Origin of the sequence: Amycolatopsis japonica, from assembly GCF_000732925.1 — a bacterium.
Classification (GTDB): domain Bacteria; phylum Actinomycetota; class Actinomycetes; order Mycobacteriales; family Pseudonocardiaceae; genus Amycolatopsis; species Amycolatopsis japonica.
Map to the genome: position 1 here is coordinate 1,544,125 of NZ_CP008953.1, position 23,943 is coordinate 1,568,067.

The 23,943-nt window shown below is 68.8% G+C and carries 25 protein-coding genes; 14 read left to right on the top strand and 11 right to left on the bottom strand.

Annotation, left to right across the window (positions count from 1 at the left end):
- Positions 1-48: 48 nt before the first annotated feature.
- Positions 49-528 carry a hypothetical protein gene (locus AJAP_RS07625; RefSeq protein WP_228694890.1) on the top strand — a complete coding sequence of 160 codons (480 nt, stop codon included), beginning with the start codon at positions 49-51 and terminating at the stop codon, positions 526-528.
- A gap of 252 nt (positions 529-780) precedes the next feature.
- On the opposite strand, the gene AJAP_RS07630 is transcribed toward AJAP_RS07625, so the two are convergent.
- Genes AJAP_RS07630 through AJAP_RS07650 form a run of 5 tightly spaced genes read right to left on the bottom strand, consistent with a single transcriptional unit; the run spans position 781 to position 5,656 of the window.
- Entirely contained in the window at positions 781-1,770 is a 990-nt protein-coding gene (locus AJAP_RS07630; protein WP_038509234.1) for an ABC transporter substrate-binding protein, read from the bottom strand.
- 28 nt (positions 1,771-1,798) lie between these two features.
- Positions 1,799-2,860 (bottom strand): ABC transporter permease, encoded by a 1,062-nt coding sequence (locus tag AJAP_RS07635; RefSeq protein ID WP_038509235.1) that lies wholly within the window; start codon positions 2,858-2,860, stop codon positions 1,799-1,801.
- A complete protein-coding gene (locus AJAP_RS07640; protein ID WP_038509236.1) occupies positions 2,857-3,621 on the bottom strand; it encodes an ATP-binding cassette domain-containing protein in 765 nt (254 codons plus the stop codon). Before AJAP_RS07640 ends, AJAP_RS07635 begins: the two co-directional genes overlap by 4 nt.
- Positions 3,618-4,673 (bottom strand): class I mannose-6-phosphate isomerase, encoded by a 1,056-nt coding sequence (locus AJAP_RS07645; RefSeq protein WP_038509237.1) that lies wholly within the window; start codon positions 4,671-4,673, stop codon positions 3,618-3,620. Before AJAP_RS07645 ends, AJAP_RS07640 begins: the two co-directional genes overlap by 4 nt.
- Entirely contained in the window at positions 4,670-5,656 is a 987-nt protein-coding gene (locus AJAP_RS07650; protein WP_038509238.1) for a LacI family DNA-binding transcriptional regulator, read from the bottom strand. Before AJAP_RS07650 ends, AJAP_RS07645 begins: the two co-directional genes overlap by 4 nt.
- Before the next feature lie 263 nt (positions 5,657-5,919).
- On the opposite strand from AJAP_RS07650, the gene AJAP_RS07655 reads away from it, so the two are divergent.
- Together AJAP_RS07655 and AJAP_RS07660 are read left to right on the top strand one after the other, a co-directional pair.
- A complete protein-coding gene (locus AJAP_RS07655; RefSeq protein WP_038509239.1) occupies positions 5,920-8,307 on the top strand; it encodes a GH92 family glycosyl hydrolase in 2,388 nt (795 codons plus the stop codon).
- Positions 8,308-8,510: 203 nt separating this feature from the next.
- The gene (locus AJAP_RS07660; RefSeq protein ID WP_037341771.1) at positions 8,511-8,879 is read left to right on the top strand and encodes a DUF3817 domain-containing protein; all 369 of its coding nucleotides are present in this window, start codon (positions 8,511-8,513) and stop codon (positions 8,877-8,879) included.
- A 70-nt stretch (positions 8,880-8,949) separates the two neighbouring features.
- Here the strand turns inward: AJAP_RS07660 and AJAP_RS07665 are convergent, their stop codons facing one another.
- Positions 8,950-9,450, bottom strand: coding sequence for a MarR family winged helix-turn-helix transcriptional regulator (locus AJAP_RS07665; protein ID WP_037341773.1), 501 nt, complete (start codon positions 9,448-9,450; stop codon positions 8,950-8,952).
- Between the two features lie 87 nt (positions 9,451-9,537).
- Here AJAP_RS07665 and AJAP_RS07670 point away from each other — a divergent pair, with 87 nt between their 5' ends.
- Entirely contained in the window at positions 9,538-9,837 is a 300-nt protein-coding gene (locus AJAP_RS07670; RefSeq protein WP_016336630.1) for a thiamine-binding protein, read from the top strand.
- Between the two features lies 1 nt (position 9,838).
- Here the strand turns inward: AJAP_RS07670 and AJAP_RS07675 are convergent, their stop codons facing one another.
- Positions 9,839-10,255 (bottom strand): hypothetical protein, encoded by a 417-nt coding sequence (locus tag AJAP_RS07675; protein ID WP_038509240.1) that lies wholly within the window; start codon positions 10,253-10,255, stop codon positions 9,839-9,841.
- A gap of 98 nt (positions 10,256-10,353) precedes the next feature.
- Between AJAP_RS07675 and AJAP_RS07680 the strand changes: the two genes are divergently transcribed.
- The gene (locus tag AJAP_RS07680; protein ID WP_038522617.1) at positions 10,354-11,316 is read left to right on the top strand and encodes a tetratricopeptide repeat protein; all 963 of its coding nucleotides are present in this window, start codon (positions 10,354-10,356) and stop codon (positions 11,314-11,316) included.
- A 107-nt stretch (positions 11,317-11,423) separates the two neighbouring features.
- Here AJAP_RS07680 and AJAP_RS07685 read toward each other — a convergent pair whose 3' ends face one another.
- Positions 11,424-12,893: a neutral zinc metallopeptidase gene (locus tag AJAP_RS07685; protein WP_083650089.1), complete on the bottom strand. Its 1,470-nt coding sequence runs from the start codon at positions 12,891-12,893 to the stop codon at positions 11,424-11,426.
- Positions 12,894-13,031: 138 nt separating this feature from the next.
- On the opposite strand from AJAP_RS07685, the gene glgP reads away from it, so the two are divergent.
- Positions 13,032-15,572, top strand: coding sequence for an alpha-glucan family phosphorylase (gene glgP, locus AJAP_RS07690; protein ID WP_038509241.1), 2,541 nt, complete (start codon positions 13,032-13,034; stop codon positions 15,570-15,572).
- A gap of 1 nt (position 15,573) precedes the next feature.
- Here glgP and AJAP_RS07695 read toward each other — a convergent pair whose 3' ends face one another.
- A complete protein-coding gene (locus AJAP_RS07695) occupies positions 15,574-15,768 on the bottom strand; it encodes a hypothetical protein (RefSeq protein ID WP_038509242.1) in 195 nt (64 codons plus the stop codon).
- 359 nt (positions 15,769-16,127) lie between these two features.
- On the opposite strand from AJAP_RS07695, the gene AJAP_RS07700 reads away from it, so the two are divergent.
- The 4 genes from AJAP_RS07700 to AJAP_RS07715 all read left to right on the top strand — a co-directional run bounded on the left by AJAP_RS07700 (position 16,128) and on the right by AJAP_RS07715 (position 18,890).
- Positions 16,128-16,943, top strand: coding sequence for a hypothetical protein (locus tag AJAP_RS07700; RefSeq protein ID WP_038509243.1), 816 nt, complete (start codon positions 16,128-16,130; stop codon positions 16,941-16,943).
- A gap of 21 nt (positions 16,944-16,964) precedes the next feature.
- On the top strand, positions 16,965-17,330 hold the full coding sequence (locus tag AJAP_RS07705) for a hypothetical protein (protein ID WP_038509244.1): 366 nt from the start codon (positions 16,965-16,967) through the stop codon (positions 17,328-17,330).
- 17 nt (positions 17,331-17,347) lie between these two features.
- On the top strand, positions 17,348-17,989 hold the full coding sequence (locus tag AJAP_RS07710; RefSeq protein WP_038509245.1) for a hypothetical protein: 642 nt from the start codon (positions 17,348-17,350) through the stop codon (positions 17,987-17,989).
- Positions 17,990-18,065: 76 nt separating this feature from the next.
- On the top strand, positions 18,066-18,890 hold the full coding sequence (locus tag AJAP_RS07715) for a hypothetical protein (RefSeq protein WP_038509246.1): 825 nt from the start codon (positions 18,066-18,068) through the stop codon (positions 18,888-18,890).
- Here AJAP_RS07715 and AJAP_RS07720 read toward each other — a convergent pair.
- Both AJAP_RS07720 and AJAP_RS07725 read right to left on the bottom strand, forming a co-directional pair.
- A complete protein-coding gene (locus AJAP_RS07720; RefSeq protein ID WP_038509247.1) occupies positions 18,887-19,282 on the bottom strand; it encodes a rhodanese-like domain-containing protein in 396 nt (131 codons plus the stop codon). The two genes, AJAP_RS07715 and AJAP_RS07720, sit on opposite strands and share 4 nt — an antisense overlap.
- Positions 19,279-19,827 carry a cysteine dioxygenase gene (locus AJAP_RS07725; protein WP_038509248.1) on the bottom strand — a complete coding sequence of 183 codons (549 nt, stop codon included), beginning with the start codon at positions 19,825-19,827 and terminating at the stop codon, positions 19,279-19,281. The genes AJAP_RS07720 and AJAP_RS07725 overlap by 4 nt, the downstream gene beginning before the upstream one ends.
- Before the next feature lie 323 nt (positions 19,828-20,150).
- Between AJAP_RS07725 and AJAP_RS07730 the strand changes: the two genes are divergently transcribed.
- Genes AJAP_RS07730 through AJAP_RS07745 form a run of 4 tightly spaced genes read left to right on the top strand, consistent with a single transcriptional unit; the run spans position 20,151 to position 23,937 of the window.
- Positions 20,151-20,963 carry an ABC transporter ATP-binding protein gene (locus AJAP_RS07730; RefSeq protein ID WP_037341789.1) on the top strand — a complete coding sequence of 271 codons (813 nt, stop codon included), beginning with the start codon at positions 20,151-20,153 and terminating at the stop codon, positions 20,961-20,963.
- A gap of 55 nt (positions 20,964-21,018) precedes the next feature.
- A complete protein-coding gene (locus tag AJAP_RS07735) occupies positions 21,019-21,798 on the top strand; it encodes an enoyl-CoA hydratase/isomerase family protein (RefSeq protein WP_005167845.1) in 780 nt (259 codons plus the stop codon).
- Positions 21,799-21,803: 5 nt separating this feature from the next.
- Entirely contained in the window at positions 21,804-22,766 is a 963-nt protein-coding gene (locus AJAP_RS07740; RefSeq protein WP_038509249.1) for a class I SAM-dependent methyltransferase, read from the top strand.
- A gap of 1 nt (position 22,767) precedes the next feature.
- A complete protein-coding gene (locus AJAP_RS07745) occupies positions 22,768-23,937 on the top strand; it encodes a class I SAM-dependent methyltransferase (protein WP_038509250.1) in 1,170 nt (389 codons plus the stop codon).
- The last annotated feature ends 6 nt before the right edge of the window (positions 23,938-23,943 follow it).

A 23,943-nucleotide genomic window follows, 5' to 3' on the forward strand; every position in this document is an offset into this window, starting at 1 on the left:
GCCTAGATCCTAACGTCGGTGCGTGGTTTCGCCGGTTACGCTCCGGGCATGGTCCCCGGTGATGCGGTGATGGTGCGCCTGGACGTCGTGATGCGGCGGGTCGCGATGGTCGGTTTCGTGGTGTTCGGCGTCGGCGGCCTGGTGGCCGTCGTACTGGCGTTGTCCTCCGGCTCGGTTTCCGGGGTGGTGTTCAGCCTGCTCAGCGTGGCTTTCGCGGGGCTGATCCTGCTCGCTCTGCGGAAGTCGGCTAGTTCGTTGGTGATTTCTGCTGTGGGGTTTTCGGTGCCGGGCGTGTTCGAGGTCCGGTGGACCGAGGTGACCCGGCTGCGGGTGTACCGGGAGAAGCGGCGGGTGGGGCGGTGGATGCACTGGTGGCACTACCGGCTCGACTGGACCGGCTCGGGGCCCGAAGTGTTGCTTGAGGACGGCGAGTATGCGTACGCGCTGGGTCACCTTGGTGGGGGCGCTCGGCTGTACGCGGCTCTCACGCGCTTCGCGCCCGCTGGGGTGGTCGAGTTCGCCGAGTGAGCGCGCCCTGGATGTCATGAAAGGGTCGTTCAGGACGTTTTTCGTCCTGAACGACCCTTTCATGACATCCAGCCCCTCGACCACGTGAGATGAAGGGGCCTTTCATCGCAACTTTCGCTATGAAAGGCCCCTTCATCTCACGCGAAGGAAGCTGGTCGAGTTCGCCGAGTGAGCCGGTCCCGAACGCTATGAAAGGTCCTTTCCTTGCAAAATTTGCAAGGAAAGGACCTTTCATGGCATTACCAAAGCGCGTCAGCAGCTCTGCTTGTAGAAGTACTGGGCGTTCGCGTCCATGTTCGCCTTGGTGATCGAGTGCAGCGAAGCGGTCAGGTTCCGCGTCACCGGCTTGCCCTCCAGCGCCGCGATGGCCTGCTGCACGCCCTGCTGCCCGATGGCGGCCGGGTCCTGCGCGATGAGGCCCTGGTACTCGCCCTTCTTCAGGCCCTCGATCTCCGACGGCGAGGCGTCGAAACCGATCAGGTTGACCGCGCCGACCTTGCCCGCGTTCCGCAGACCGGTCGCGGCGCCCTCACCGGTGTTGAGGTTGGTCGCGAAGATGCCGATCAGGTCCGGGGTGGACGCCAGCGCGGCGGTCACCTTGGACGCGGCCTGGTCGGGCTCGTTCTGGGTGAACTGCACCCCCGCCGACTTCAGGTTCGGGTAGTTCTTCAGCTCGTCCTCGAAACCCTTCGCGCGGGTGTTCGTGGTCGACGTGCCGGCGATGGTGTCGAGCACCAGCACCGAACCGGTCTTGCCCGCGGCCAGTTCCGCCATGGTCTTCGCGGCGAGCTTGCCGCCCTCGGCGTTGTCCGACGAGATCGACGACTCGGCCACGCTGGTGTCCTTCAGCGCGGTGTCGACCTCGATGATCTTCGAGCCGCGGCCCTTGACCTGCTGGATCGGCGCGAGCATCGCCTGGGCGTCGGTCGGCGCGATGAGCAGCGCGGCGGGCGGGTTGGAGCCCAGCGCGTTGACGAGCTGGGTCTGCATGGCCGCGTCGAACTTCTGCGGGGCCTGCGTGGTGAGCTCGTAGCCCGCCTTCTTGGCCTCGGCCTCGGCGCCGCACTGCATCGAGATGTAGAACGGCTCGGCCTGCACGCCCGGGATGAGCGACAGCTTCTTGTTGTTGGTCTTGGCGCCGGAGTCGCCCGACGGCGCCTCGCCGACGGTGCCACCGCCGCAGGCGCTCAGCAGGAGGGCCGCGGACAGGGCGGCACCGGTCACGAGCAGGGTCTTCTTCATGGGGATTGCACCTCTTTGTGCGTAGGGATCAGCGAGAATTGCGGCGACGACGGCGCCGCTGGTCGAACCAGACCGCGGCGATCAGCACCGCGCCGACCGCGATCATCTGCCAGAAGTCCTGGACCTGCGTGATGTTGAAGCCCTTCTTCAGCACGGCCGGGATGAACACGCCGATCACCGTGCCCAGCACCGAACCGACACCGCCGAAGAGACTCGTCCCGCCCATCACCGTGGCGGCGATGGCGTTGAGGTTGTCGGTGGTGTGCGCCGAAATCGTCGTCGACGCGTAGTACGCCAGCGAGAGGAAACCGGCGACACCGGCGAGGAAACCGGTGAGCGTGTACACCTTCAGCAGGTGCGCGGTCACCCCGATGCCCGCCCGCCGCGCGCCCTCGGCGTTCGAGCCGACGGCGTAGGTGTAGCGGCCGAATTTGGTGGTGTGCAACAACCAGGCGCCGATCAGCGTGATCACCACGGCCACCAGCACCAGGTTCGGCACGCCGCCGAACGACGTCCCGTAGCCGAGCGTCTTGTTGAGCTCGGTCGGCACGCTGCGCACGTCGGACCCGTTGTTCAGCAGGTACGCGGCGCCGAGCGCGGCACCCATCGTGCCGAGCGTGACGATCAGCGGCGGGATGTTCGCCACCGCGATCAGGAAACCGTTGATCAGGCCCCAGATCGTGCCCGCGACGACGGCCGCCACGAGCCCGGCGGTGATGACGCCCCAACCGGCCTTCGTCGCGTCGCCGTCCGGGCTCAGCGCCTCCATCGTCTTGCCGGCCACCATGCCCGCGAAGATCAGCACCGAGCCGACCGAGAGGTCGATTCCGGAGGTGATGATCACGAACGTCATGCCGACCGAGAGCACCAGCAGCACCGAAGTTTCGATGAGCAGGGTCTGGAAGGTGAACAGCGTCGCGAACTCGGCGGGCGCGATCGCGGTGAACACGATGATCAGCGCCAGCAGCACCAGCGCGATCCAGAACGTGTTGGCCCCGATGAGCCGTTGCCCGATCGAACGTTTGCCGAAGCCACCGTCCACAGAGGTCTGGATCTCGGAGCCGTTCTTCGTCGGAGTGGACACGGTCACGCCGCCTCCTCTTGTACGAGGGCGCCCGTCATCGCGGCGACCAGGTCTTCCAGTTTCGTGCCGTCGCCGGTGAACCGGGCGACGCGTTTGCCGAGCCGCAGCACCTCGATCCGGTCGGCCACCGACAGCACCTCGGGCATGTTGTGGCTGATCAGCACGACGGCGATGCCCTTGTCCCGCACCTTCTTGATCACGTCGAGCACGCGTTCGCGCTGCACGACGCCGAGCGCGGCCGTCGGCTCGTCCATGAACACGACCTTCGACGCCCAGACGACCGAACGCGCGACGGCGACACTTTGCCGCTGCCCACCCGAAAGCGAGCCGATGGGGACGTCGGTGCTCTGCAGGGTCACGCCGAGCCGCTGGAACTCCTCCACGGCCTGGCGTTTCATCTCCTTCTTGTCCAGCATCCCGAGCTTGCCGAGGATCCCCTTGCGATGGATCTCCCTGCCGAGGAACAGGTTCGCGGCCGGGTCGAGTTCCGGGGCGACCGCGAGGTCCTGGTACACCGTCTCGATGCCCATCCGCCGTGCCGTGGTGGGGGAGTCGAGCACCACCGCGGATCCGTCGAGCAGGATGCTGCCGGACGTCGGCTGTTCCGCGCCGGACAGGCATTTGACCAAAGTGGACTTCCCGGCGCCGTTGTCGCCGATCAGTGCGGTGACCTCACCGGCGCGGGCCTGGAAGGACGCGCCGCGCAGGGCTTCCACCGAGCCGTAGCGTTTGACGAGGTTCTGTGCGTCGAGCAGGAGTTCGCTCACGATCGCTCCCTCTTCTCGGGTGCCGGCGGACGGCAGCGGATGACCGTGAGATCACCCTCCACAGTGGATTGACCGGCGTCGTGCGGGACCACGTACGTCTCGCCCTTCCGTAGCGCGTACTCGCCGCCGTGTTCGGTGCGGAGCGTGCCCGCACCGTCCATGACGACCAGTACCGCGAACGACGGATCGAGTGACAACGTTGTCGCCCTACCCGAAACAGCCGGACGGAGCTGGTCGGCGCGGAAGAACGCGTCACTGCCGTCGGCGAGCAGGTCCACAGTGGACGCTTCATCGCCGGCGGTCCGCTTGACGATCGAGCCGAGCCGTTCTTCGTCCCAGCCTGTGGTGTCCAGGGTTTCGATGGCGGTCTCGAAGCCGATGCCGAGGTGCGCCTTCTCCGGGTTCGCCAGGAAGTCGCGCCATTCCAGGGTGAGCGAGAAGTCGGTCGGCTGCTGGAGTTCGACGACGAACACGCCTTCGCCGATCGCGTGCGGCAGGCCCGCCGGGATGTAGACCGTGTCGCCGGGCGTGACCGCGACACTGTTCAGCGCCTCGAGCATGGCGGGCGCGTCCTGGGTGCGGGCCCATTCGTTGACCGTCGCTTTGTCGACGGTCTCCTTGAAGCCGGGATAGACGCGCGGGTCGTCGCCGTAGGTGCCGACCACGATCCACGCCTCGGTCTTGCCGAAGTGCGAGTCGAAATGCCGCTTCGCGAACGAGTCCGACGGGTGGAAGTGCACGGGCAGGCGCTGGCCCGCGTCGAGCAGTTTCACCAGCAGACCGGTCGAGTCGCCGAGCGCCTCGACGTGCTTGGCGCCGAGCCAGGCGGCCGGGTTCTCGCGGACGGCGTCGCGCAGCCAGACCCCGCCGGGCAGCTTGGTCAGGCCGTTGGTCTCCTGGCCGAACATCGTGGTGGCCGAGCCGACCCAGTCTTCGGGCCCGAATTTGGACTCCGACGGGGCGCCCCGCAACGCCGCGATGGCGTCGCCGCCGCGGTAGAACTGCGGCGGCTGGTTCGCCGGCAGGCGGATCGGTTCGAGGTGACCGCTCATGAAGGCGCGACCTCCCCGGAACCGCGGGCTACGAGATGCACGGGCAGAACTACCTTTCTCGGTGCGGATTGATCTCCCTGTACCCGGGCGAACAGCAGTTCCGCGGCCGCCCGGCCCAGCGCGCTCACGTCGTGCGCGATCACGGAGACCGGCGGATCCAGCAGATCCGCCAGTTCGAAGTCGTCGAAGCTGATCATCGCGGGACGCCGCTCCGCGTGGGCCAGCGCGCGCAGCAGGTGCACGGCGACCCGGTTGTTGCCCGCGACCACGGCGGTGGCCGGATTCGCGCCGGTGAGCAGCCGTTTCACGGCGTCGCCGACGCTCTCGGCGGTCGGCGTCCGCATCACGACGAGGCTGTCGTCGAAGGGGATCCCGTTGCGCACGCAGCCTTCCCGGAATCCGCGCAGGCGCTCGCCCGCGGTGAAGATGTCGGGACTGTCGGCGAGGAACGCGATCCGGCGATGGCCGTGTTTCGCGAGGTGGGCGACCGCTTCGACGGTGCCGCCGATGTTGTCGACCAGCACCGTGTCGGCCATGATGTCGCCGGCGGGCCGGTCGAGGAACACCACGGGCGTGCCGGCGCGCATCTCGGGGACCAGATAGCCGTGCTGCATCCCGGCGGGCACGACGAGGATGCCGTCCACCCGGCGGGAGCAGAACTCCAGGACGAGTTCGCGTTCGCGGTCGGAGTTCTCCTCCGACGACCCGGTCAGCACCTGGCGGCCGAACGAGGTCGCGATACGTTCCACCGCCCGGTTGAGCTCGGAGTAGAAGGGGTTGCCGACGTCTTCGACGATCAGGCCGATCGTCCCGGTCGTCGAGCCGCGCCGCAGGTTCCGCGCGCCGAGGTTGCGCCGGAACCCGAGCTGCTCGATCGCCGCCATGACGCGCTCCGCGGTGTCCGGATGGACGGCGGGCTCGTCGTTCACCACCCGCGAGACGGTCTTGATGCTCACGCCCGCGAGCCGGGCCACGTCACTCATCGTGGCCCGTCGGCCGGTTGTGCGGTGGCCGTTGTCCGGTCCGCTGGAAGACAACGTTGTCATAGTGGCCGGAATTGAACGCCAGCGACGCCGCCGTGTCAATGCCCGGTTCGTCCTGGGTCCGCTTTCCGAGTTCGAACCGTTACGGCCGTCCGGGTCGCTGTCCTGAATCGGACAGGGTTTGGCGGACCTCTTGACCAGGTGGTCTGTTCTTGTCGAAGGTGAGCAGGCAGCGACAACGTTGTCAGGAGGCGGCCTTTCCCATGCCTGCACGCACTTCGACCCGCGTCGCCGGGTTGCTCACCGCGCTGGTCGTTCCCGCCGGGCTTCTCACGCCCGTCGCGGCGGCGGCGCCCGGTGGCGACCCTGTGGACGCGGTCAACACCTTCATCGGCACCAAGGACGACGGCAACACCTTCCCCGGCGCTTCGGCCCCGTTCGGGATGACGCAGGTCAGCCCGATCTCGTCGCATTACGCCGGCTACCGCTACGACGACACCGCGATCCGCGGCTTCGGGCATTTCTTCCTGTCCGGGGCGGGCTGCTGGGAGCAGGGCGGCCTCGTGTCGACCCTGCCCACCACCGGCGCGGTCGGGCCCGGCGCGGCGTTCGACACCGCGAAACCCGAGACGTTCGACCACAAGAAGTACGCCTCGCCGTACACGCACGAGGGCGAGGTCGGGAAACCCGGCTACTACAAGGTGCGGCTCACCGGTTACGGCGGCGTCGACGCGGAGACCACCGCGACCACGCGGACCGGTGTCGAGCGGTACACCTTCGCGAAATCGGGCGACGCGAACGTTTTCGTCAACGTCGGGCAGGCCAACGACAAGGAACCGGTGACGGCGAGCCAGATCCGCGTCGTCGGCGACCGGACGGTCGAGGGAATGGTCGAGTCGCAGGCGTTCTGCGGTGGGAAGCCGTACAAGACCTGGTTCACCACGACGTTCGACAAGCCGTTCAAGTCCTTCGGCACCTGGTCGCCGACGGGCGGCACGCCGGGCTCGAAGGAGTCCGCCGGTGGTGAAGGGCTGCGCGGCGCGTGGCTGACCTTCGGTGGCGGGCAGGTCACCGCGACGACGGCGATCTCCCATGTGGACGCTTCCGGCGCCAAGCTCAACCTGGCCTCGGAGAAGGGTCGTTCGTTCGACGCGGTCCGCGACGGTGCCCAGCGCGCCTGGCGCAAGGAACTGTCCTCAGTGGACATCAAGGGCGGTACGAAGGACGACCGCACGGTGTTCTACACCTCGCTGTACCACGCGCTGCTGCAACCGTTGACCGGCAACGACGCCGACGGCCGTTACCGCGGGTTCGACGACAAGATCCACCGCGCGCTGGGCTGGACGTATTACGAGTTCTTCTCGTTATGGGACACCTATCGCACGCAGAACCAGCTGCTCGCGCTCCTGCGGCCGTCGCGGGCGAAGGACGTCGCGAAGTCGGTGCTCGCCATCCACGACCAGGGTGGCTGGCTGCCGCGCTGGGCGTACGCGAACCAGGAGACGAACACGATGACCGGCGATCCGGTCACCCCGTTCCTGGTCGACCTGTGGCGTTTCGGCGCGCTGTCCGGGCAGGAGCTCAAGGCGTACCAGGCACTTCTGCAGAACTCGCGGGAGATCCCGCCCGCGTCCTCGCCGTTCCAGGGCCGCTCGGGCAACGCGAGCTACCAGAAGGACGGATTCGTCCAGTACGACAAGGACTTCCCGAAGAAGGGGCAGGACACCGACCCGAACCACGGCGCTTCGGCCACGTTGGAATACGCGCTCGCGGACTGCTCGCTGTCCATCATGGCCGCCGGTCTCGGCAAGAAGGACGACGCGAAGGCCTTGGCGGACAAGGGTCGCAGTTATCGCACCCTGTGGGATTCTTCGGTCAGCGATCGCGGCTTCACCGGTTTCTACCGCCCCAAGGTGACCGGTGGGGACTGGTTCAGCCCGGCGGACAAGCCGTACACCCCGCAGAGCCCGGACGGGTTCCACGAGGGCACGTCGTGGCAGTACCAGTGGCTGACGCAGCAGGACGTGCCCGGCCTCGTCGAGCGGATGGGCGGCAAGGAGAACGTCGGCAAGCGGCTCGACGACTTCTTCGCCTACGGGGATCTGGTCAAGGACCCGGCGAAGACCGTGCGCGAGGAATGGGTCGTCGGCCCGTACAACTACTACAACCAGTTCCGCTACAACCCGAACAACGAGCCGGATCTGCACTCGCCCTGGATGTACACGCTGACCGGGCAGCCGTGGAAGACCTCGGCCGTCGTCCGCGCGGCGCACACGTTGTTCACCAACGCGCCCAACGGGGTCACCGGCAACGACGACCTCGGGACCATGTCCGCGTGGTACGTCTTCAGTGCGCTGGGGCTCTATCCGGCGGTGCCGGGAACCGGGCAGTTCCTCCTGAACGCGCCGCGGTTCGAGAAGTCCGTGGTGCACTTGGAGAACGGTCGTGACATCACGATCAAGGCCGACGGCGCCGACGGGGCGAAGCTCAAGTACGTCCAGGGACTGGGATCCGGTTCGCAGCGGGCGTATGTCGGGTTGGAACAGTTGACGCGCGGGACCACTTTGGACTTCGAGCTCACCGGGGATGTGGCCAAGGCCACCTGGGCGACCGGCCCGGAAGGTGCGCCGAAATCGCCCTGCGCCGGGTGATCCGAGTGGTTTAGACCGGTTCTCACCGGGGGTCGTGAGCAGCATCACGACCCCCGGTGTTCCGGTGAGGGCCGTCACGCCTCACACTGGTATTACCACGTCCGACAGTGCTGTTGACGTTCTTGGCGAGTCCGCCTTGGACAGTGCTCGTCGGACGTAGTCATGTGTGCACGCATAGTGGTGAGACCCCACAGGAGGAGAAAGTGTCCAGCAAGGCCGCTCTAGTATTCCGCGTGGCCGCGGTAGCCGAAGCCCTCTCCTGGGCCGGGCTGCTGGTCGGGATGTTCCTCAAGTACGCCGTCAAGCTCGGCGAGGGCGGCGTCCCCGTCCTCGGCATGGTGCACGGCGTCGTGTTCGTCCTCTACGTGCTGGTCTCCCTGTCCGTGGCGAAGCCGCTCGGCTGGCGTCCGAAGACCCTGATCCTCGCGCTGCTCTCCAGCATCCCGCCGCTGTTCACCTGGCTGTTCGAGTCCTGGGCGCTGCGCAACGGCAAGCTCGACGGCCCGCAGCGGCTGTCGCACGGTGGTGTCGGCCTGTTCGCGGCCAAGTCCGCGGAACCCGCCGCCGTCTGATTCTTTAGCGCGTGAAGGCCCCCTTCACTCGGCTCAGCCGAGTGAAGGGGGCCTTCACGTACTTCCGGGGTTATTCGGTGAAGTCGCCGGTGGCCTTGCGGACCTTCGTGAGCAGGTCGGTCAGCTGCTCGGTCTGCTTGCCGGTGAGCCCGGTCAAGCCGAAGTCGATCTCGGTGACCGCCTTCGTGGCCTCTTCGCGGCGTGCGCGGCCTTCGTCGGTGATCTCGACCAGCGTGGTCCGGCGGTCGGTCGGATGCGGCACGCGTTTGACCAAGCCGTCCTTCTCCAGCCGGTCGACGATGTTGGTGACGCTCGTCGGGTGCAGCTGCAGCCGCTCGCCCATCACGCGCATCGGCAGATGGGACGCGCGGGCGAAGGTCAGCAGGACCAGTGCCTCGTACCGGGCGAAGGTCAGCCCGTGGGGTTTGAGCGCGCCGTCCACCGCGGACTGGATGATCTGTTGCACGCGCATGATCCCGGTCACCGCGGCCATGGTTTCGGAAGGCCCGATACGGGCTTCCCACAGCTGCGCCGCGCGGGCGATCGGGTCGAACGGCAACGGACGGCTCATGGCGCTCGAAGTTACCAGCGGGTACCCGTGCCATGCCGCACCACCGGGTGTTATGCGTGGAAAAACCGTCTGAATGAGGAGCGAAAGATGATCGTGGCCTTCAGTGTCAGCCCGTCCGCGGCCGAGGAGGACGGCGGTGTCAGCGAGGCGGTCGCCCGCGCGGTGAAAGTGGTCCGCGAGTCCGGCTTGCCCAATTCCACCAACGCGATGTTCACGAACATCGAGGGCTCGTGGGACGAGGTGATGGACGTCGTCAAGCGGGCCGTCGAGGCCGCGGGCGAGGGATCGTCACGGGTCGGGCTGGTGCTCAAGGCCGATATCCGTCCCGGCTACGAAGGCCAGCTGACCGCGAAGGTGGAGCGCGTCGAGAAGCACCTGAGCGACTGAGTCAGGGGAGTGGCGGGGTGAACGAGACCAGCCACAGCTTGTCCTTGACCGCGACGGCCACCGGATAGCCGAAGGAGCGGCCGTCGCCGAGCTTCCCGCTGACGGTGGCCGAGGTCGGCGCGAGATCGTCCGGCGCGAACTTCACCGTGACGTCGTGGGCGCCGCGGCCGGCCAGCGTGTCGATATAGGACTTGGCGAAGTCACCCGCCGACGCGGGCGGGTAGTCGATGAGTTCCGAGAGGGCCTCGACGTCGTGCTCGTTGAGTGCGGCGGTGAGGCCTTCCCGGAGCTGCCCGGGACTGGCGACACCGGGGTCGGGCTGATGGGCGATCAGGACCGTGATGACGCTCACCCACGTGACGGCGATGGCGATCGCGATGGCCACGGTGGCCGTCCTGCGTGTCGGAATGTCGATCACCCCCTCGTGGCGAGCCTGCCGGAACACCGGCGTCCTGCCAAGCGGGCAGCCGGGGGCATGCGGTGAAACGCTCGGGGATGCGTGCCAGGATGGAACCCGTGACACACCCACGCGGATCAGCATCGAAGACGGCGGCCCTGTCCGCCGCGCTTTCCGGCGCGGTCGACCTTTCCGCGCTCAAGGCGCGTGCCGAAGCGCCCCAGAAACAGCCTCCTGCCCCACCTCGTCCGGCGGACGGTGCCGCCCCCGCCGCGGGTGGTGCCGTGATCGACGTCACCGAGGCGACCTTCCAGACCGAGGTCGTCGAGCGCTCCCTGCAGCAGCTGGTGGTCGTCGACCTGTGGGCCGAATGGTGCGGCCCGTGCAAGCAGCTCAGCCCGGTGCTGGAGCGCCTCGCCGCCGAGTCCGGTGGCGCCTGGGTGCTCGCGAAGGTGGACGTCGACGCCAACCCGCGTATCGCGCAGCTCTTCGGCGCGCAGTCGATCCCGACGGTCATCGCCATCGGTGGCGGCCAGCCGGTTGACGCGTTCTCCGGTGCCCTGCCCGAACCCGAGATCCGCAAGTGGCTCGGTTCGCTGCTCGACGCGCTGCGCGACCGGCTGCCCGGTATCAAGGCCGCCGAGGAGAACGGCGGCGGTGTCGAGGTGCCGGAGGACCCGCGGTTCACCGAGGCGGAGGAGGCCTTCGAACGCGGTGACTTCGCCGCGGCGCAGGCGGCCTACGAGCGCATCCTGGACGTCGAACCGGCGAACGAAGAGGCCAAGACCGCGCTCGCGCAGGTCAAGTTCACCGCACGCGCCGAGGCCGCCGGCCCGGACGCGATCGCGAAGGCCGACGCCGACCCGGCCGACCTCGACGCCCAGCTCGCCGCCGCCGACCTCGAGGTCGCCGGGCAGCAGCCCGAGGCGGGCTTCGCGAGGCTGATCGACGCCGTGCGGCGTACGGCGGGCGACGAGCGCAACAAGGTGCGGGAACACCTGGTGGCGCTGTTCGAACTGTTCGACTCGGCGGACGAGCGCGTCATGAAGGCGCGCCGGGATCTGGCGAGCGCGCTCTACTGAGCTTCCGCGACTCCCGAACGCCATGAAAGGTCCTTTCCTTGCAAATTTTGCAAGGAAAGGACCTTTCATGGCACTTCAGGGAGCGATGACCGGACCGTTCAGCCCGATCAGCCGTACTGGGTCGAGCAGACGGACGAGCTCTCCAGGTAGCCCTTCCGCAGGGCCTCGAGCCGCTCGAAACCGTTGTCCACGCGCTTGCCGTTGACGTCGGCCGAGACCAGGCTCTCCGGGCTCAGCAGGTCCGAGATGGCCTCGTCGAGGTCACCGGCCGAAAGCCGCAGCGTCGCACCGGGCACGGTGCTGGCCTTCGCCCACGCGCCGACCAGGCAGGCGGTGCGCAGTCCCGCGTTCGCGTTGTCGATCGACGCGCCGACACCCTTCTGGATGCCCATCGCGTACCGGGACGCGATCTCCGAGAACGCGGCGAAGTCGCCCTTGCCCTCGCTGTGCCCGCTTTCCCATTCCGCCTGCTGGTCGACCGGCTGGGCGAGTTCCCGCAGCTTGGCCATGTCGATGCTGACGGTGTTGTTCGACGGGCAGTACGACGCGGGCGGGGTGCTGGGGCCGCCGGGGCAGCTGCCGTTGCCGTCCTCGGTGATCTCCGGGCCGGGCACGCCCGCGCCCTTGAAGGCCTCGTCGAGGCTCTTCTTCAGGATCCCGATGATCTCGGCGTCGAGCTTCTCGTCGCCCTTGCCCTTGTCACCCTTGTCGAACGGGCGCTCGGTGATCCGCGCCTTGATGTTGTCCTCGTTCATCGCGGCGCATTCCTTCGGGCCCTTCTCGAACCCGACCTGGAACGCGTACGTGCGGTCGAACGCCGTGCCGTGCGCGCCCTGTTTGGTCGCGCTGGTGCCCGCCTGGTCGCGGATCAGGAACAGCGACGCCATGACCTGGTTGAGGCCTTCGGACGTGGAGACCCGGTAGTACTTGCTCTTGTCCTCGGCGACCCAGCGGAAGTAGCCGCCGGCGAAGCAGTCGGCCTGCTGTTCCTTGACGATCGACGGGGTGTTCTTCTTGATGCCCGCCTTCTCGGCGAGCCGGTACTGCACGGCGTGCCCGAGTTCGTGCGACAGCACGACGGCGCCCGCCATCTTCCCGAACCGCTCGCGCAGCATCGGCAGCAGCACGCCGCGGTCCCACGCCACCAGGTCACCCGGCGGGCAGTAGAACGCGTTGACGAGCTTCTTGACGCTCCCGCATTCGGTCTCTTCGTCGTCGGTCTTCGCGCTGTAGGACAGCAGCGACTTCAGCGGCTCGTACGGCTGCCCGAAATCGCGCGGCATGACCTCGGTCCAGTAGGCCTGCGAGTCGGCGATCGCGGCGATGGCCAGCTGGTCGTCTTCGGAGCCGTCCTCGTTGCGGACCTGCAGGTCCGGTTTCGGCGCGTTCGGCTTGAGCCCGCTCTCGAAATGCGTGATCGGCAGGCCGGCGACGTCACCGGCGCCCGGCTGGCTGCCTTGCTGACCGGTCGAGCTTCCCTTGTCGCTGCAAGCGCTCAGCCCGAGGGCCAGCACCGTCACGACCGCGATCAGAGCCGGGCGGCGAAAGCCCCGCGCTCCCCCTTGGATCATGTTCACTCGCTTGTCGTCAGGGCCCCGACCGGGCCGCGTACTCCGGCAAGCACGGACCCTACCCAGCGCTTATGGCCCGCGTGCAGGTAATCCCCGAAGTGGGTCTTGAGCGGGGCGGGGGCCCTGCCGATATGGTCGCTCCTCATGAGAGCAGTCCGCCGGTTCACCGTCCGCGCGAGCCTGCCGGAGTCGCTTTCCGGCCTCGGTGACCTCGCCACGAATCTGCGCTGGACCTGGCATCCGCCCACGCGCGACCTGTTCGCGTCGATGGACGCGGAGCTGTTCAACCGCGTTCGCGATCCGCTGCGGATGCTCACTGCCCTCCCGCCCGCCCGGCTCGACGAACTCGCCGTGGACGACGCGTTCCTCGCCCACGCGCGCGAGGCGGTCGCCGATCTGGACCGCTATCTCGCCGAGCCGCGCTGGTATCAGAAGCAGGACGACCCCGATCTCCCGCCGGCCGTCGCGTACTTCTCGATGGAGTTCGGCGTCACCGAAGCGCTGCCGAACTACTCCGGCGGCCTCGGCGTGCTCGCCGGGGACCACCTCAAGGCGGCGTCGGACCTCGGGGTGCCGATGGTCGGCGTCGGGCTGCTCTACCGCGCCGGGTACTTCCGGCAGGCGCTGTCCCTCGACGGCTGGCAGGTCGAGCACTACCCGGTGATCGACCCCAACGCCTTCCCGCTGGAACTGCTGACCGACGGCGGCGAACCGGTGCTGGTCGACGTCGCGATGCCCGCCGGGCGCACGCTGCACGCGCAGATCTGGAAGGCCCGCGTCGGCCGGATCCCGCTGCTGCTGCTGGACACCGACACCGAGGCGAACGACGAAGACCTGCGCGCGGTCACCGACCGGCTGTACGGCGGCGACGCCGACCACCGCATCCGGCAGGAGATCCTGTCCGGGATCGGCGGTTTCCGCGCGGTGCGGCGCTACTGCGAGCTGACCGGGCATCCGCAGCCGAAGGTGTTCCACACCAACGAAGGCCACGCCGGATTCCTCGGGCTGGAGCGGGCCCGCGAGATCATCCAGGCCGACGGGCTGGCGTTCGACGAGGCGCTGCCCGCCGTCCGCGCCGGCACCGTGTTCACCACGCATACGCCGGTCAGCGCCGGGATCGACCGGTTCCCCGTCGACCTGGTCCAGCGGTACTTCACCGACGGCAGGCTGGTCCCGGACGTCGACCCGCGCCGCGTGCTCGCCCTCGGCGCGGAGGACAACCCCGGCCTGTTCAACATGGCTCATATGGGCCTGCGGCTGGCCCAGCGCGCGAACGGCGTCTCGGCCCTGCACGGGCGCGTCTCGCGGCGGATGTTCTCCCGGCTGTGGCCCGGGTTCGATTTCGACGAGGTGCCCGTCTCGTCGGTCACCAACGGCGTCCACGGGCCGACCTGGGTGGCGCGCGAGCTGAGCGCGCTGCTCGGGCGCAACCACGAGGAGCTGGGCCTCGACGGGGCACAGGGCAAGCCGCTGCGGGACGGCGTCACCGACGAACAGCTGTGGGCGCTGCGGCGGGAGCTGCGCGAGAAGCTGGTCGCGGAGGTGCGGCGCCGGGTGCGGGCCGCGTGGATGCAACGTGGCGCGTCCGCGCTCGAACTCGGGTGGACCGACACGGTCTTCGACCCGGACGTGCTGACCGTCGGCTTCGCGCGCCGAGTGCCGACGTACAAACGGCTCACGCTGATGCTGCGCGACCCGGATCGCCTGCGCGCGCTGCTGCTGGACGAGCGGCGCCCGATCCAGCTCGTCGTCGCGGGCAAATCGCATCCGGCCGACGAGGGCGGCAAGCAGCTGATCCAGCAGATCGTCCGGTTCGTCGACGATCCCGAGGTCCGGCGCCGCATCGTCTTCCTGCCGGACTACGACATGTCCATGGCGCGCTATCTCTACCGCGGCTGCGACGTCTGGCTGAACACGCCGGTGCGGCAGCTCGAGGCGTGCGGCACGTCGGGGATGAAGTCCGCGCTCAACGGCGGTCTCAACCTGTCCATCCGCGACGGCTGGTGGGACGAGTGCTACGACGGCAGCAACGGCTGGGCGATCCCGACCGCGGACGGTGTCACCGACCCGCTGCGCCGCGACGAACTGGAGGCCGCGGCGCTCTACGACCTGCTGGGTCACCAGATCGCGCCGCTGTTCTACGACCGCGGTGCCGACGGCGTGCCCGGCGGCTGGCTGTCGATGGTGTGGCACACGCTGGAGACCCTCGGGCCGCGTGTGCAGGCTTCGCGGATGGTGCGCGAATACGTCGAATCGGGTTACCTGCCCGCCTCCCGGATGGTCGCCGAAGCCACGGGTGACGGCTACCGCGGCGCGTTGTCGCTGGCCGACTACCGGACCAAACTGGACGTTTCCTGGCCGCGGGTGCGGATCTTCGACACCGAACTGCTCGTCGAGGATTCCGCGCCGATGGTCACCGGCACCGAGGTGACCATCCGGGCGCGGATCGACCTCGCCGGCCTGGAACCGTCCGAAGTGGACGTCCAGGCCGTCGTCGGGAAGGTGGGCGACGGGGACGAATTGAGCGACCCCGTCACCGTCGGCATGTCGGGCGACGGCATCGGCGCGTTCGCGGCGCGGCTGAAACTGCCGCATCCGGGCTCGATCGGCTACACCGTCCGCGTGCTGCCGAAACACCGTCTGCTGGCCACGCCCGCGGAACTGGCCCGCGTCGTCCACGCCTGAATCACCGCAAGAACGGCGCACCGGTCCCGTTCGGGTACCGGTGCGTCGAGACGTATCCGGCGTACCGCGCGTATTCCCATGCCTGGGCGAAGTGAACGAGTTCCGCCTGGCGGCGCTGATGCCACCGCGCCGAAACGAGCCAGCCCGCTCCGGCACCGAGCAGCATCGCCAGCCCGGCGATCACGACGAGTTCCATTCCGTGCTCCTGATTCCCGGCCGCTCGATCGGCGGCTGTCGCTTCGACGCTAAGCAAAGGGATCGTCTTCGCGCATCCCTTGCGGGACCTTGGCCAGGAAGTGGTCAGGAGACGTACGTACGGTTTTCATTTGCCATCGATCGGTCATCCCCGCCCGTTGTCAAGTCGGTGGCAAACAAAAGGCGAACCCGGGCCCGGATGGTGTCCAATAAATGGCAAAAGTGCAGGTGAAAGCCGCTTTATCGAGCGATTGGGGGTGATTCGTGCGGCGCATTGTGATCGCCTAGGCTCTTCGACTTGAGGTCGCACAGGGGAGGAATGGTGACTTCGACGAGGAAAAGAAAAAACCCGAGGACAGCGTGCTCGGGATCCACAAGCGCAACGGCATCTGGCAGGACGGGCTCGCCACGGTGATGGGGCCGGAACTACTCGAACGCTGGGGAATCGCGGAAGACGCCGAGGCGTCACGCGTGCGGGAGATCGTGCTCGTGCGCTTGAACCGGGTGCTGGACCACTTCCGGAAACCCGAAATGCCCGTGATCGTCTGGACCGCGTACAACCTCGGTGCCGGTTCGCCCGGCGAGGAAAGCGGCGTCGTCCGGCGGCTCGAAAGGCTGGTCGGCCAGGGCGAGGTCGAACGCAGTGTCCGAACCTGCACCCGGCGGTTCAACGACGTCTTCCTGCCGGCCGTGGTGAAGAGCTTGAGCGGCGGGCAGAGCGCGATCACCGACGGGGATCTCGCCCGGGCTTCGCGCTGGCTGGCCGCGAACATCCGGCCCGGTGCACCGGAACCCGCGGCGGCCGCGGGCGGACTGTCCACAGCCATCAAAAGGCTGCGCGCGCCGATGGAACCGGTGCTGAAGATGTTCCTCGACGGCACTGTCCACGGCCCCGCGGACGGCGACGGTGTCCCGCTCGCGGCGAAACTCGGTGCTCAGGGCGAGTGGCTGTGCGTCTTCACCGGAGAGGGGCTGCTGGCCGCGTATCGCGAGTCCGCCGGTGCGGGGTGGCCCAGGATCGGCCGCTGGACGGGCCGGGACGTCGTGCGGACGGCCGCGGGCCGGATCTTCCCGACCGGGATCCTGATCGATCCGAGTCCGGTGATGGGAGCGGGGGCCGACGCCACCTTGCCCCTCCCGCCGGAGGAGATCGCCCGGCTCGCCCGTGAATGCTGATCCGAGACGAGGACACCGGACATGATCGATTTCGAGGCCGTTCCCGACGAACTGAGCCGGGCGGGCGACCGGCTCCACGACATCACCGAGATGATCACCAGGCAACCGGCGCTGAAGTTCAAGGCGACGGCGAGCGAAGCGGGGGATCCCGTGCTCGTGGCGGCGCTGGAGAGCTTTCAGGAGGCTTCCGCGCACAGTGTCACCGTTCTCGCCGAGGACGTGCGGCGCCTCGGCGACCGGCTGGGCAAGGCAGCGCGGGACTACCGGAACGGTGAAGAAGCGGCGGTCGAGAAGGTCAACCTGATCGATGCCGCCGAAAGCCTCAGTCGGCGGGCCCTCGCCTTCGACGCGGGGAACGTCAACACCATCCAGGCCGTTCTCGGCTGAAGCGAAGAGGACGGACGATGAAGCCGGAAGACCCGGACGGGCCGAGCGCGCCCTGGACGGCTGGGACGGTCAGCGTGCTCCGAAGCGAGGCGGAACGCCTGCGAGCGGTTTCCCGGTCGTTGGAGGACCAAGCCGTCGAGGTACGCCAGATCGATCCTCATGGCTGGTCCGGTCCCGGACACGACGCGTATCTGGGCCGCCGGGCCGAGCTGACCGCCCGGTGCCGGGTGGTCGCGGAGGAGCACGGCCGCGCCGCGCGGGCGCTGGACGATTTCGTGGCGGTCCTGGAGCAGTTGACCAGGAACGCTCGGGACACTTCGGATCCGTCGCTCGTGCGGAGACTGATCGCCCAGCGGACCGAGGCGGCGGCACGGGCCGCAGCCACGCTCACCGAAGTGGGCAAGGATCTGGCCGCGTTGAAGACGGTGCTCGGTGAGGTCGACCGGAGCGTGGTGCGGGAACCCCGGCCCGCTCGCGAAGCGAAGCCGATTTCACCGCCGCCCGACGCGGTCACCGGTCAGACTGGGCTCGCGCCCGCGTTGCTCCTCACCGACCCGGCCGAATTCGACCGGCGGACACAGGGACTGAGCGACGCCATGTGGCGATTCTGGTCGATGCCGCCGCTTGTCAAGCCGGTGGCGAACAAAGGAAACCCCTGATTCTCGATTTTCCCCGAACAATGCGGGAAAGCCCGGTGAAATAGACTTTGCCGGGCCGATCGCGAATCGCGGAGGAATGGTGGCTTCGGCGAAGGAAACGAAAACATCGCGCAGGGCCAAGGACCGGCTGCACCATGTCCACGCCCGCGCCGGGATCCGGCAGGACGGCCTGCGCCGCGCGCTCGGGCCGGAACTGCGGGACATCTGGGGGATCGCCGAGGACGCCGAGGCGGGCCGGGTGCGCGAAATCGTCCTGCTGCGGCTGAACCGCGTTCTCGAGCGGTTCGCCGACCCGCTCATGCCCGAGATCGTCTGGACCGCGTACAACCTCGGCGTGGATCCGGTGAACGGCGGGGCGGGCATGGTCGGCCGGATCCGGACCATGGTCGGCCGCGGCCGGGTCGCCGTCTCCGAGCGGACCTGCACCAGGCGGTTCTACGACTTCCTGGGGAGTGTCAAGAACAGCCTGGACGGCTTCCAGGAGGACCTCACCGGCGAGGACTTCAGGCTCGCTTCGCGATGGATCGCCGAGAACGTCCGTCCCGAACGGGAGCGAAATCCGAGCGAGCCCGTGCCGTCGGTCATGCGGATGTTCCTCGACGGCACGGTATGCGGCCCGGCGGACGAGGCGGGCGCGCCGATCCCGGCCCGCCTCGGCGCGCACGGCGAGTGGCTCTGCGTCTTCACCGACGAGCGTCTGCTGGCCGAGTACCGTGCGGTCACCGGCGCGGGCTGGGCCCGGATCCGGCACCGGACCGGCCGCGAGGTCGTGCTCGCCGCCGCCGGTCGCGACGCGGCGACGGGGGTGCTGGTCAACCCCAGGCCGACGCGAGGCGCCGGGATCCACGCCGCGCTCCCGCTCTCCCCGGACTCGATCGCGCGGCTCGCGGTCCGCCGCTAGGGAACGGCGGGCGTGCCGCCTTCCCGGATCGGGAGGCCGGCCGAACGCCAGGCCCGGAACCCGCCTTCGAGATCGGTCGCGCCCGGCAGGCCGAGCCGCTGCAGGTCCGCGGCGGCGAGGCTCGACGAATAGCCCTCGTTGCACACGACGATCACCGTCGAGTCCGGGTTCACCTGCGGCAGCCGCCACTCGCTGTCCGGCGCGAGCCGCCACTCGAGGTGGATCCGCTCGACGACCACCGAATCCGGGATCTCGCCCTCTTCGAGCCGGTTGACGTGGGGGCGGATGTCCACGATCAGGGCGCCGTCGCGCTGCAGGCGCAGCGCCTGCTCGGGCGCCGCCCGGTCCAGTCCGGCCCGGGCGGCGGCCAACAGGTTGTCGATAGCGCTCATCGGCCCAGTATCGGGGCCAGCGAGGGGATCTCGGCGGGAACGTCGGCGAGCGTGCGGTATTCGCGGGTCGCGACCAGCGGCGGCGAGTAGGCGTGGACGCTGGCGGCGGGCTCGGTGCCGATGCCGGTCACCTGGTGCGCGCGCCCCGCGCCGAAGCCGATGCCCTCGCCCGCGACGTGCGTGCGGCGCCGGATCGGGCCGCCGGGGTAGCGGTACTCCTCGCCGAGTTCGCCCTGCAGCACGGTGAACGAGCCGGACGCGCCGCCGTGGTCGTGCGGCTTGGTCTGCTGGCCGGGCAGCCAGGACAGCAGCCACAGTTCGACGCCGTCGGTCAGCGCGAGACGCGCCCACCAGCGGTGGTCGGCGTCGAAGCGCAGCAGGCCGCGCAGGCCCGAGGTCAGTTCGGTGGCGACGGTGGAGGTCAGGTCGGCCAGTTCCCGCGGCGTCCACAGCAGACGGTCGGGGTGCAGCAGTTCCGGCAGCAGCGGGTCGACCAGCTGCGGATGGATCTCGAAGTCCTGGCGCGGGGTGATGGACGTGGTCACGGTGAGGCTCCTCGTGAAGGTTCGCGGGCTCGGAAGCAGGGCCGAACGCGGCGCGACACGGGAGTGCCGTCGGAAGAGTGAGGACTCAGCCGTGTCGCGCGGTGGTACACCCGCACGAGGCGACGAGCAGCAGGTCGATGGCCCGGCGGCGCCAGAAAGAGCCCCCGATGACGGGGAAGGCGGCGGACACGGACCTGATCACGTGCTCGATGCTGCCACAGCGGCCGCTTCCGGGTCGCTTCGTCCCACTCCCTGGACCAGCCGCTTTCCACCGACCGGCGGCCCGGTGCACACACGCGCGCGAGTGCGGACACAATGGGCGCGTGAGCGAGCCGATCCAGCCCAGCGAACTTGACGACCTCGTGGTGAGGATGACCGGTGTCGGGGTCCGCCGAACAGGCAACGACCTCCTCGCCGACCTCGATTGGACCGTGGAACTGGACGAGCGCTGGGTGGTGCTCGGCCCGAACGGCGCGGGCAAGACCACCCTGCTCCGGCTGGCCGCGGCCGAACTCCACCCGACCTCGGGAACGGTCGACCTGCTCGGCGACCGGATCGGCAAGGTCAACATCTTCGAGCTGCGCCCGCGGATCGGGTTCACTTCGGCCGCGATCGCCCAGCGTGTGCCGGGTGAGGAGCGCGTCGTCGACGTCGTGGTGAGCGCCGGGTACGCCGTCGTCGGCCGCTGGCGTGAGGAATACGACAGCCTCGACACCGACCGCGCCCTGGAGCTCCTGGGCGCGCTCGGCATCGCGCACCTGGCCGAGCGCACCTTCGGCACGCTGTCGGAGGGTGAGCGCAAGCGGACCCTGATCGCGCGTTCGCTGATGACCGATCCGGAGATGCTGCTGCTCGACGAGCCCGCCGCGGGGCTCGACCTCGGCGGCCGCGAGGACCTCGTCGCCCGTCTTTCGGAGCTGGCCCTCGACCCGGAGGCGCCCGCCATGGTGCTCGTCACCCATCACGTGGAAGAAATCCCGCCGGGGTTCACCCACGCGCTGCTGCTGCGCGACGGCCGCGCGGTGGCGTCCGGGCTCGTGGACGACGTCGTGACCAGCGACAACCTGTCCAAGACGTTCGATCAGGACCTGCTGCTCGAACGGTCCGGTGATCGCTTCTTCGCCCGTCGCCGCTGACGGGTCGTACTGACCGGTAGCCTGCAATCTGTCTTGGACGGTTAAGGAGGACGGCGTGGGAGAGTTCGTAAGTCTCGAGGTCGAAGGCGGGGTCGGCACGATCCGGCTGGACCGCCCGCCGGTCAACGCGCTGAACAACCAGGTGCAGGCCGAGCTGGCCGAGGCGGCCCGTGAGGCCTCCGAGCGCGACGACGTGCGCGCCGTGATCCTCTACGGCGGTGAGAAGACCTTCGCGGGTGGCGCGGACATCAAGGAGATGGCCGAGCGCACGTACCCCGAAATCGCGAAGTTCGGCGCCGCGCTGACGGCGTCGCTGGCCACCATCGCGAACATCCCGAAGCCGGTCGTCGCGGCCATCACCGGCTACGCGCTGGGCGGCGGCCTCGAACTCGCGCTGACCGCCGACCGCCGCATCGCCGGCGACAACGTCAAGGTCGGGCAGCCCGAGATCCAGCTCGGCGTCATCCCCGGCGCCGGCGGCACGCAGCGCCTCGCGCGGCTCATCGGCCCGAGCAAGACCAAGGACCTCGTGTTCACCGGCCGGTTCGTGAAGGCCGAAGAGGCTCTCGCGCTGGGCATCCTCGACGAGGTCGTGGCGCCGGACGACGTCTACGCCGCCGCGCACAAGTGGGCCTCGCAGTTCGCGAACGGCCCGGCTGTCGCGCTTCGCGCCGCGAAGGCCGCAATCGACGGCGGTCTCGACACCGACCTCGCGAGCGGCCTGAAGCTCGAATCCCACCTCTTCGCCGCGCTCTGGGCGACCGAGGACCAGCGCAACGGCATGAAGTCGTTCATCGAAAACGGCCCCGGCAAGGCCACCTTCGAGGGGAAGTAAGCGCGATGACCCAGGTGAACGATCCGGCGCCGAATCCGCACGCCACCGCTGAAGAGGTCAAGGCCGCCTTCGACGACCCCAAGCTCGCCAACGTGCTCTACCACGACTGGGAAGCCGGGACCTACGACGAGAAGTGGTCCATCTCCTACGACGAGCGCTGCATCTCCTACGCGACGGACGTGTTCAACGCCGTCGCCGGTGAAGACGGCCAGCCGTACCCGACCGCGATGGAACTGGGCAGCGGCACCGGTTTCTTCCTGCTGAACCTGATGCAGGGCGGGGTGATCAAGAAGGGTTCGGTCACCGACCTCTCGCCGGGCATGGTGCAGGTCGCGCTGCGCAACGCCGAGAACCTCGGCCTCGACGTCGACGGCCGGGTCGCCGACGCGGAGCGGATCCCCTACGAGGACAACAGCTTCGACCTCGTCGTCGGGCACGCGGTGCTGCACCACATCCCGGACGTCCGCGCGGCGTTCGCCGAGGTGCTGCGGGTGCTGAAGCCGGGCGGCCGGTTCGTCTTCGCGGGCGAGCCGACGAAGGTCGGCGACTTCTACGCGCGCAAACTCGGCCAGGTCACGTGGTATCTCACCACCAACCTGACGAAGATCCCGGTGCTGAACGGCTGGCGCCGTCCGCAGGAGGAACTCGACGAGTCCTCCCGCGCGGCCGCGCTGGAGGCCGTGGTCGACATCCACACCTTCGACCCGTCCGAACTCGAGTCGATGGCCCGCGGCGCGGGCGCGCAGGACGTCCGCGCGGTCACCGAGGAGTTCGCCGCGGCGCTGGCGGGCTGGCCGATCCGCACCTTCGAGGCCGCCGTGCCGCAGGAGAAGCTGACCCTGCGCTGGCGTCTGTTCGCGTACCGGCTGTGGCTGCGGCTGTCCGCATTGGACAAGAAGCTGCTCGCCAAGGTGCTGCCGCGCGAGCTGTTCTACAACGTGATGATCACCGGTACCAAGCGCTCGTAGGTTGCCGTACCACTTCACGCTCGACGACGTCGCCTTCCTGCGCTCCGGCGCGGGAAGCGCGGCGCTCGCCGCATGCTCGTCCCTGCCGCTGACCGACAAGACCCGCATCGCCGACGTCGCCGCCGTGCGCCGGATCGCCCCGGACCACGCGGCCGCCGTGCTGGAAACGGTGGTGCTGCGGCGGAAGTCGTCGGCCAAACTGGACTCCGCGGGTTCGTGGCTGTTCACCGGCGACGCCCTTCAACAGGCCAGCGCCACACTCGTCGCCCGGCACCGGGCTTCGCGGCTCGCCGGCCGCGACGTCCACGACGTGACGTGTTCGGTCGGCGCGGACCTGGTCGAGATCGCCCGCGTCGCCGCGAAGGCGCTGGGTTCGGATCTGGACGAGGTCCGGCTGGCGATGGCGCGCCACAACGCCGCCGAGGCCGGGGTTTCGCCCGCGTTGCTCCGGGCCGACGCGCTGCGGCCGGTCAGCCGGTCTTCGGTCGTCGTCGCCGACCCGGCCCGCCGCGACTCCGCCGGACGCCGGGCGTGGAAGCCCGGCGAATTCCTGCCACCGCTGGACGGCCTGGTCGAGGCGTATCCAGGCCGCGAACTCTCGGTGAAATGCGCGCCGGGGCTCGATTTCTCCATCGCGCCCTGGGCGGACGAGGTCGAACTGGTCTCCTTGGACGGTCAGGTCCGCGAGGCGTGCCTGTGGCGCGGCGTGGATTCGACGGTGTCGCGCCGCGCGACGGTGTTGCGTTCGGACGGTGCACAGTGGACGGTCACCGACGCCGATCCCGACGAGATCCCCGTGCGCGAGCCGGGCGAATGGATCGTCGACCCCGACGGCGCCGTCGTCCGTGCCGGACTCGTGCGGCATTACGCCGCACGGCACGGTTTGTGGCAGCTCGACGAACGCATCGCGTACCTGACCGGCGACACTCCGCCGCCGGGAATCCGGGCGTTCCGGGTGTTCGAGCACGGACCGTACAGCGAGAAGAATCTTCGTGTACTGCTGAAAAAACACGATATCGGTCGACTGGAAATCCTCGTCCGCGGTCTCGATATAGACCCGGATGCCTTGCGGCGCAAGCTGAAACCTCGCGGAGGTGAAGAAGCTACTTTGGTTCTGACCAGAATCGGTCGTTCTGGAGTAGCGTTCCTTTGCCGCGCACAGCTGACGTGAGGAGCA

What these genes read in the sequence shown, in the direction of transcription:
- AJAP_RS07650 (WP_038509238.1), bottom strand. Translation starts at nt 5,656, where the DNA reads ATGAGTGACGTGGCCCGGCTCGCGGGCGTGAGCATCAAGACCGTCTCG.
- AJAP_RS07645 (WP_038509237.1), bottom strand. Translation starts at nt 4,673, where the DNA reads ATGAGCGGTCACCTCGAACCGATCCGCCTGCCGGCGAACCAGCCGCCG.
- AJAP_RS07655 (WP_038509239.1), top strand. Translation starts at nt 5,920, where the DNA reads ATGCCTGCACGCACTTCGACCCGCGTCGCCGGGTTGCTCACCGCGCTG.
- AJAP_RS07695 (WP_038509242.1), bottom strand. Translation starts at nt 15,768, where the DNA reads ATGGAACTCGTCGTGATCGCCGGGCTGGCGATGCTGCTCGGTGCCGGA.
- AJAP_RS07720 (WP_038509247.1), bottom strand. Translation starts at nt 19,282, where the DNA reads ATGAGCGCTATCGACAACCTGTTGGCCGCCGCCCGGGCCGGACTGGAC.
- AJAP_RS07665 (WP_037341773.1), bottom strand. Translation starts at nt 9,450, where the DNA reads ATGAGCCGTCCGTTGCCGTTCGACCCGATCGCCCGCGCGGCGCAGCTG.
- AJAP_RS07670 (WP_016336630.1), top strand. Translation starts at nt 9,538, where the DNA reads ATGATCGTGGCCTTCAGTGTCAGCCCGTCCGCGGCCGAGGAGGACGGC.
- AJAP_RS07705 (WP_038509244.1), top strand. Translation starts at nt 16,965, where the DNA reads ATGATCGATTTCGAGGCCGTTCCCGACGAACTGAGCCGGGCGGGCGAC.
- glgP (WP_038509241.1), top strand. Translation starts at nt 13,032, where the DNA reads ATGAGAGCAGTCCGCCGGTTCACCGTCCGCGCGAGCCTGCCGGAGTCG.
- AJAP_RS07740 (WP_038509249.1), top strand. Translation starts at nt 21,804, where the DNA reads ATGACCCAGGTGAACGATCCGGCGCCGAATCCGCACGCCACCGCTGAA.
- AJAP_RS07625 (WP_228694890.1), top strand. Translation starts at nt 49, where the DNA reads ATGGTCCCCGGTGATGCGGTGATGGTGCGCCTGGACGTCGTGATGCGG.
- AJAP_RS07715 (WP_038509246.1), top strand. Translation starts at nt 18,066, where the DNA reads ATGGTGGCTTCGGCGAAGGAAACGAAAACATCGCGCAGGGCCAAGGAC.
- AJAP_RS07630 (WP_038509234.1), bottom strand. Translation starts at nt 1,770, where the DNA reads ATGAAGAAGACCCTGCTCGTGACCGGTGCCGCCCTGTCCGCGGCCCTC.
- AJAP_RS07710 (WP_038509245.1), top strand. Translation starts at nt 17,348, where the DNA reads ATGAAGCCGGAAGACCCGGACGGGCCGAGCGCGCCCTGGACGGCTGGG.